This is a genomic window from Brachyspira pilosicoli (assembly GCF_019402445.1).
GTDB classification, from domain to species: Bacteria; Spirochaetota; Brachyspiria; order Brachyspirales; family Brachyspiraceae; genus Brachyspira; species Brachyspira pilosicoli_B.
Window position 1 is genome coordinate 1 of the sequence record NZ_SRZM01000216.1, and the last position, 7,411, is coordinate 7,411.

A 7,411-nucleotide genomic window follows, 5' to 3' on the forward strand; every position below is an offset into this window, starting at 1 on the left:
ATATATATTTAGTGCCTTTCAACTAAAATCATAACAGCCAAAGATTTTTAAATTGATGTTTTTAAATCCACGCGGTAAACAAACTTTTTATTTATAATTATAATGCAATTATTAATTAAATTTATTTTTATGGTTAGTTTAACGCGTGGTGAATTTAAAACTTTTAAAATAAAGAAGCCCACCTTAAAATATTAAGATAGGCTTTTATTATATAATTTCTTTAACTTATGTAATTTTACTGCTTAATTAAACCAATATCCTTTCTAAAATATTTGTCTTTAAAATCTATCTTTTCAATATCATCATAAGTAAGCTTTCTTGCCTCTTCCAAGCTATCAGCAATATTTACAACATTTAAAACTCTTCCTCCGCTTGTAATAATATCTTTATTATCATCTAGTTTAGCACCAGCAATAAAACATTTTCCGTTTATATTGTTTATACCAGTAATTTTATAGCCCTTGTTATAGCTAGAAGGATATCCACCAGAAGCCATAACAACACAACAAGCATGTTTATCTTTCCATTTTATTTCTACATCTTTTAATTTTTTATCCATAGCACTCTCTATTAAAGATAAGTAATCACTCTCCATTAGCATAAGCACAGCCTGTGTCTCTGGGTCTCCCATTCTCACATTATACTCAAGCAAATATACTCCTCTCTTTGTAATCATAAGACCAAAAAATATTATACCCGCAAAACTTATGTTCTCTTTTTTCATTCCTTCAAGAGTAGGATTTAAAATATCTTTTATAAATAAACTTTCTGCCTCTTTTGTATAATAAGGGTTTGGTGATATTACCCCCATTCCTCCAGTGTTTAATCCTTCATCATTATCTAACGCTTTTTTATGGTCTTTTGCAGATATAAAAGGTATTATAGTGTTTCCATCTGTTATAGATAAAATAGAAGCCTCATAACCTTCCAAAAACTCTTCTATTACTATCTCGTTACATGCATCGCCAAATACTTTTTTTATCATCATATCTTCTAATGCATTGTTAGCTTCGTTTATATCTTTACATATAATTACACCCTTACCCAAAGCAAGCCCACTCGCCTTTATAACAAGAGGATAATTTACACCATTTAAATATTCTTTTGCATTATTGTAGTCATTAAATGTTCTGTATTCTGCCGTTTTAATGCCGTATTTTTTCATAAACTCTTTAGCATAAGCCTTAGAGCCTTCAAGCATAGCTCCTTTTTTATTAGGTCCAAATATTTTTAAATTGTTCTTTTCAAATATATCTACTATGCCGGCAACAAGAAGCTCCTCACTTCCTACTATAGTTAAATCAATATTTTTCTCTTTTGCAAAACTAACAAACTCTTCAATCCCATTTAATTTTACATTCTCACATTTATTTTCATAAAAAGTTCCAGCATTACCATCAGAACAATATATCTTCTCTACTCTTTCATTATTTGATAAACTAAAAGCTATAGCATGTTCCCTTCCGCCAGAACCTATAATTAATATTTTCATTATACAAAACCTTTATTTTTTTCTTATATTATAAATTAATAATCATATTTAGTCTATAAAATAATTAATTTTTAATTGACAAAAATATTTTTTTATATAAAATGAACAGTGTTCATTTAACCAATTAAAAAGTAATTAATTAGGAGCATAATCTATGAAATATATAATCTTATTATTAGCAATATTTTACTCTTCTCTATATTCATATAATTCTAGAGAAATTAATGATTTCTATAATGATTATTATTCGTCTAATTATGATATAAAAAATATAGAAGCTAATTCATCTCAAACATATCAAAACTTATATTTTTTAGTACAATCTAAAACAATAAAAGATGAGAAAGAAAAATACAATTACTTAAAAGATGCAATTAATAAAAATAATAATTACGAAAGCTCTAATGATATTGATTATTTAATTAGCGTATCAGAATTAATGAATTATATAATTTATTATTGCAATGTTCCTGAAAAAATTTCTTTCGGTTCAAAGAGCAAAGATATATATAAAACTATATTAGAGAAAGATGATAAAAATTTTTTTGCTCTTCTAGGTACAGCAGTAGGATATATGCATGCACCTGCCATAGCTGGAGGAAGTAATAAAAAAGCTTTTCAATATTTTAATAAGGCATTAATGAATGCTAAAGAAAAATATCAGAAATATTTATCTTATGTTTGGCTATCACAGTATTACTTTAAAATAAAGGATAATGAAAACTATATTAAGTATATAAAAATGAGTAAAGAAATATATGCAAATGGCTATTTATTAGAATATGCAATGGATAGGAATTTAAATCATAAAAAAACACTATAAATTTCATATTTTTTATTGACTAAAATATATTATAGCTCTATAATGAACAATGTTCACTATAGAATATTAGGAATACTTTATTTATGAGAATATTATATATAATTTTAGGTTTTTTGTTTATGGGACTTGGAATCATAGGGGTAGCAGTGCCAATACTTCCAACTGCACCATTTCTTTTGCTTGCTGCTTTTTTCTTTGCAAAAGGCTCTCAAAAGTTTCATAATTGGTTTGTATCAACAAAACTCTACAAAAAACATTTAGAGAGTTTTGTTAAATCAAAAGCTATGACATTAAAATCTAAACTTAGTATAATTATACCTGTAACTATTATGCTAATAATTGCTTTTATATTTGTAAATAATTTGCATGCAAGAATTGCGTTAGTTATATTACTTACAATAAAATATTTTTATTTTTTTGTATGTATAAAGACTATAAAAGAATATAAAGAAAACACAAATATTGAATTTGACGAATAGAAAATAGGTATTATTATGAAAATGTATAGATATATTGCTATAATAAATATTTTAACTTTAAGTTTTTTTGATATTGTTTATACAGAGGAGGAAGATAAAAAAAATAGAGTTTTATCTGGAATTGATAATAGATTTTTTTCTATAGGCTTATACAGCAGTGCTGACACAATAAAGACAAGTGTGAATATAGAGTTTGGTTTTAAACTATTTAAGTATAATAATTTTGAGATGAAAAGTTATACTTCTATAGTAGGCTCAAAAATATATGATGATAACCCTGACATGTATCAATTAGGTTTAATGCAAAAAATTACATTTGGAAGCAAAGATGAATACACAGGAGCGATAAGTATATCTAGATATGCATTTGCATTTGCAAGTTTTGGTTTTTTATCATTTAATGCTAACACTAGTCATAAATTTTTATTTGCAGAGCCTTTTTACTGGGAAGTTGGCGGAGGTGCTGGTTTTAATGTAAATGTAAGCAGACATGTGGGTATGGTTTTAGAGTTTGGAGGCGGGCTTCATGATATTTATAATGGAACAAAACTTGGTTATCCAAAAAAATTAAATATGGTTGGTTTTGGAAGAATAAGTATAGGTGTGAGGTACTATATTTTTTAATAATTAGTTAAAAATTAGTTAAACATACTATTTTAAGGAAGTAAGTATTATGAATAAAAATATAACTTCAAAAGAACAAATACTTGATATAAGCAGAGAACTTATAAAAAGGAAAGGTTTTAATTCAATCAATATAAGAACAATAGCAGATGCATGTAATATAGCTATTGGTTCTATATATAATTATTTTAATTCAAAAGAGGAGTTAACTATATCTATAATAGGAAGCATATGGCTTGATATATTTCATCCTTCAAATGTATGCTTACAATGTGATAGTTTTATAGAATCAATAGACATAATTTTTAATAGTATTGAAAAAGGAAATAAAGAATATCCAAATTTTTTCTTAATGCACTCTACTATACTATTTGGAAAAAATAAAACTAAAGGTATTAGTATGATGAACAATATAAAAACACATATTAGAGAAGGTTTATATAAAAATCTTATGAATGATAAAAATGTGAGAAAAGATGCATTTAATGAAAGTTTTAGTGCTGATAAGTTTATAGATATAATATTTTCGTTTATAGTGAGTGCTATGATGAAAGAGGATTATGACAGCTCTGTGATAAAAGAAATAATAAAAAGAAGTATTTATTAATTAATTTAAAAAAGGAAAATATATGATAAATAAAAGGCTTATAGCTTTAATGGGAGAAGCTAAAAAATATATAGCTTGGCATGTAATAATACAGCTTGCCAATTTAGCTCTCAATATAGCTGCAATATTTTTTATGGCAGATATTATACAAAAAGCATATCAGAAAACTATAACTAAAGAAGATATTATAACATTATGTATTGCTATTTTAGTTATAGTAGTATTAAGATTTAGGTTTAATATTTTAATTGCAAATATGTCATATTATGCTTCTGGTAGAGTAAAACAAACTTTAAGAGAGAAAATGTACTCAAAACTTCTCACACTTGGAAGCAGATACAAAGAAAAATTTTCAACAAGCGAAATAGTACAAATATCTATGGAAGGTGTTGATCAATTAGAAACTTATTTCGGACGTTATTTGCCTCAATTTTTTTATAGCATGATAGCTCCTATCATACTTTTTTGCGTGCTTTCTACTATAAGTATAAAATCAGCTGTTATACTTTTAATATGTGTTCCTCTTATACCTTTATCAATTATTGCTATAGTAAAAATTGCTAATAGAATATTAAAAAAATATTGGGGAAGCTACAGCGATTTGGGGGAGATATTTTTAGAAGATGTGCAGGGTCTTACTACTTTAAAAATATATAAAGCCGATGAAAAGAAAAATGAAGAGATGAATATTGAAGCAGAAAAGTTTAGAATTGCTACAATGAATCTTTTATTTATGCAATTAAACTCCACTACTATAATGGACATAATAGCATACGGCGGAGCTGCTTTAGGTGTAATAGTATCTATACTTGAATATATGAAAGGAAATATTAATCTTGCAGGCACATTTACTATAATAATGCTTTCTGCAGAGTTTTTTATTCCTTTGAGGCTTTTAGGCTCTTTCTTCCACATAGCTATGAATGGAATATCTGCAAGCGACAAGATGTTTGAAATACTAGATATGCCTGAAGATAAAAACAGAGTAAACAAAATAAATAAATATAATGAAGAGATTAGTTTTAACAATGTAAGTTTTTCCTACAACGAAGATAAAACCATATTAAAAAATATAAATCTCAACATCAAAGAAAAATCATTTGTTTCTATAGTGGGAGTTTCTGGTTCTGGAAAAAGCACCATTGCAGGTCTAATATCTTTAAAAAATGAAAATTATAAAGGCTCTATAAAAATAGGTGATATTGAACTTTCTACAATAGACAAAGATGATTTATATAAAAAAATAGTGGTAGTTGATCATAACAGTTATTTATTTGAAGGCACTGTATATGATAACTTAAAAATGGCAGGAAGCACTATCACAGAAAGAAAGATGAATGAAGCATTAAAAAAAGTGGAGCTTTATGATTTTTTACAAACTGAAGACGGACTTAATACAAAGATAATGGAGAAAGCTTCCAACCTATCGGGAGGACAAAAACAAAGATTAGCATTAGCAAGGGCTATACTTTTTAATGCTGATATATATATATTTGATGAGGCTACTTCTAATGTTGATGTTGAAAGTGAAGAGAGCATTATGGAGGTGATAAGAGATATTGCTAAAGAGAAGACGGTTATATTAATATCTCATAGGCTTTACAACTGCATACCTTCAGACAAGATATATTTTTTAAAAGATGGCATTATAGAGGAAGAAGGCACGCATAATGAATTGATGAGTATAAATGTAGAGTATGCGAGAATATTTAATGAACAAACAAATTTAGAGAGCATAACAAAAGGAGAGAGTTTAAGCATAGCGATATAATTATATATTTTAATTTATTTTATTCAACTTTTTCCCGCCGCAAAAAGTTGCAAAAAGTGCAAGTTAAGAGAATAATACTAACTATATTTTACATGCGTAATATTAAACTAAAAACAATATAAATATTCATTAATTCGCTTTTAAAATATATATAATAACTGAATCATCTAAAGAATTTTTTATCGAGATAATCTTTTGAAAGTCTTAAAACAAATGGTCTTCCATGTGGGCAATTAGTTAATATATTTTCTTCTTCAAGTAAATCAAGTAATGTTTGCATATCATTAAGAGAAAGTTTATCTCCTGCCTTTGGTGAATATTTACAAGATATTGTGCTGCATGTATGTTTTATTAATTTCTCTAAACTATTATTGCTCTCTTTAGAAATATATATATCCAAAATATCTTTAATAATTTTTTCTATCTTTTGATTTTTTGGAATATATATTGGAACTTCATCTATTATAATGCTATTTTTTGAATTAGCTTCAAACTTTATACCTATAGATTTTATTTGTTCTTTTGAAGAGTTTAATATATCTATTTCATAATCTCTATACTCTATTTCACAAGGTATAAGCAGTTTCTCGTATTCTAATTTACCGCTCATTAAAGTTTTGTATATTCTCTCATAATTAAGTCTTTCGTATGCAGCATGCTGGTCTATAATATACATTTCATTTCCTCTTTCGGCTATAATGTATGAGGAGAAAGCCTGCCCTACTGCTTTTACATATTCTCCAAACTCTATATTATTTTTTTGCAGTTCTAGATTATTATTATTATTTATATCATTTTTATTATATAACTCATTATTAACATTAGAAACTAATTCATTATTATTAAATACAGTATGAGAATAATTATTTTCTGTCTGATTAAAATTATTGCTAGAATTATTTGTAGTTACATTATTTTGTATTGGAAATGTTGGAGTGATATCTTTATCAATATCAACTTCAATATTAACAGAAGAAAAATTATTTACACTATTAATATTATTATATATTGTATTATAAATTATACCAGAAATATCTCTTTCATTTTTTATTCTCACTTCCTTCTTACTTGGATGCACATTAACATCAACTTTATTTGTATCAACATTAATATATAAAAAGAAAAACGGATATCTATCTTTTGGTATAGAGTTAGAATAAGCATTTTTTATAGCATAGGCAATAACTCTATTTTCTATTGGTCTATTATTTAAAAATATAAAATTATTCTTCCTCATAGACTGACTTATTTTAGAATTGGAAAAAAGCCCATATATATTTATATCATTTTTCTCTATATTTAATTCTATTAAATTTGAAAAAACGTTACTGTCATTCAAATAATTTTCAATTCTATCTTTTAAATTATCAACTTTCAAATAACTATTTACAAGCTTGCCATTATTATAGAGCTTCATAGTAATATTAGGCTGAACCAAGGCCTCCATATCAAATACTTCTTTAACTAAATAAAACTCTCTTGATATATGCTTTAAAAACTTGTATCTTGCTGGTATATTAAAAAAAAGGTTTTTAGCAGTAATCTTAGTGCCATTAACAGAAGCATAAGGCTTATGTTCTAATATTTTTCCAGCCTCAACAACAATTTTGCCGCC

At 26.1% G+C, this 7,411-nt stretch carries 7 protein-coding genes; 5 read left to right on the plus strand and 2 right to left on the minus strand.

Going from position 1 to position 7,411, the window contains the following annotated elements; translation table 11 throughout:
• Positions 1-235: 235 nt before the first annotated feature.
• Complete coding sequence (gene purD / locus E6A48_RS07525; RefSeq protein ID WP_219709404.1) at positions 236-1,492, minus strand: phosphoribosylamine--glycine ligase; 1,257 nt, start codon at positions 1,490-1,492, stop codon at positions 236-238.
• 154 nt (positions 1,493-1,646) lie between these two features.
• On the opposite strand from purD, the gene E6A48_RS07530 reads away from it, so the two are divergent.
• The 5 genes from E6A48_RS07530 (at position 1,647) to E6A48_RS07550 (ending at position 5,796) form a co-directional block, all read left to right on the plus strand.
• Entirely contained in the window at positions 1,647-2,315 is a 669-nt protein-coding gene (locus E6A48_RS07530) for a hypothetical protein (protein WP_219709405.1), read from the plus strand.
• An 83-nt stretch (positions 2,316-2,398) separates the two neighbouring features.
• Entirely contained in the window at positions 2,399-2,794 is a 396-nt protein-coding gene (locus tag E6A48_RS07535; RefSeq protein ID WP_219709406.1) for a YbaN family protein, read from the plus strand.
• A gap of 15 nt (positions 2,795-2,809) precedes the next feature.
• Positions 2,810-3,418: a hypothetical protein gene (locus E6A48_RS07540; protein WP_219709407.1), complete on the plus strand. Its 609-nt coding sequence runs from the start codon at positions 2,810-2,812 to the stop codon at positions 3,416-3,418.
• A 49-nt stretch (positions 3,419-3,467) separates the two neighbouring features.
• On the plus strand, positions 3,468-4,025 hold the full coding sequence (locus E6A48_RS07545; RefSeq protein WP_219709408.1) for a TetR/AcrR family transcriptional regulator: 558 nt from the start codon (positions 3,468-3,470) through the stop codon (positions 4,023-4,025).
• A 22-nt stretch (positions 4,026-4,047) separates the two neighbouring features.
• Positions 4,048-5,796: an ABC transporter ATP-binding protein/permease gene (locus E6A48_RS07550; protein WP_219709409.1), complete on the plus strand. Its 1,749-nt coding sequence runs from the start codon at positions 4,048-4,050 to the stop codon at positions 5,794-5,796.
• 163 nt (positions 5,797-5,959) lie between these two features.
• Here the strand turns inward: E6A48_RS07550 and mutL are convergent.
• Positions 5,960-7,411, minus strand: a 1,452-nt coding sequence (gene mutL / locus E6A48_RS07555) for a DNA mismatch repair endonuclease MutL (protein WP_219709410.1), incomplete at its 5' end; no start/stop codon positions are given.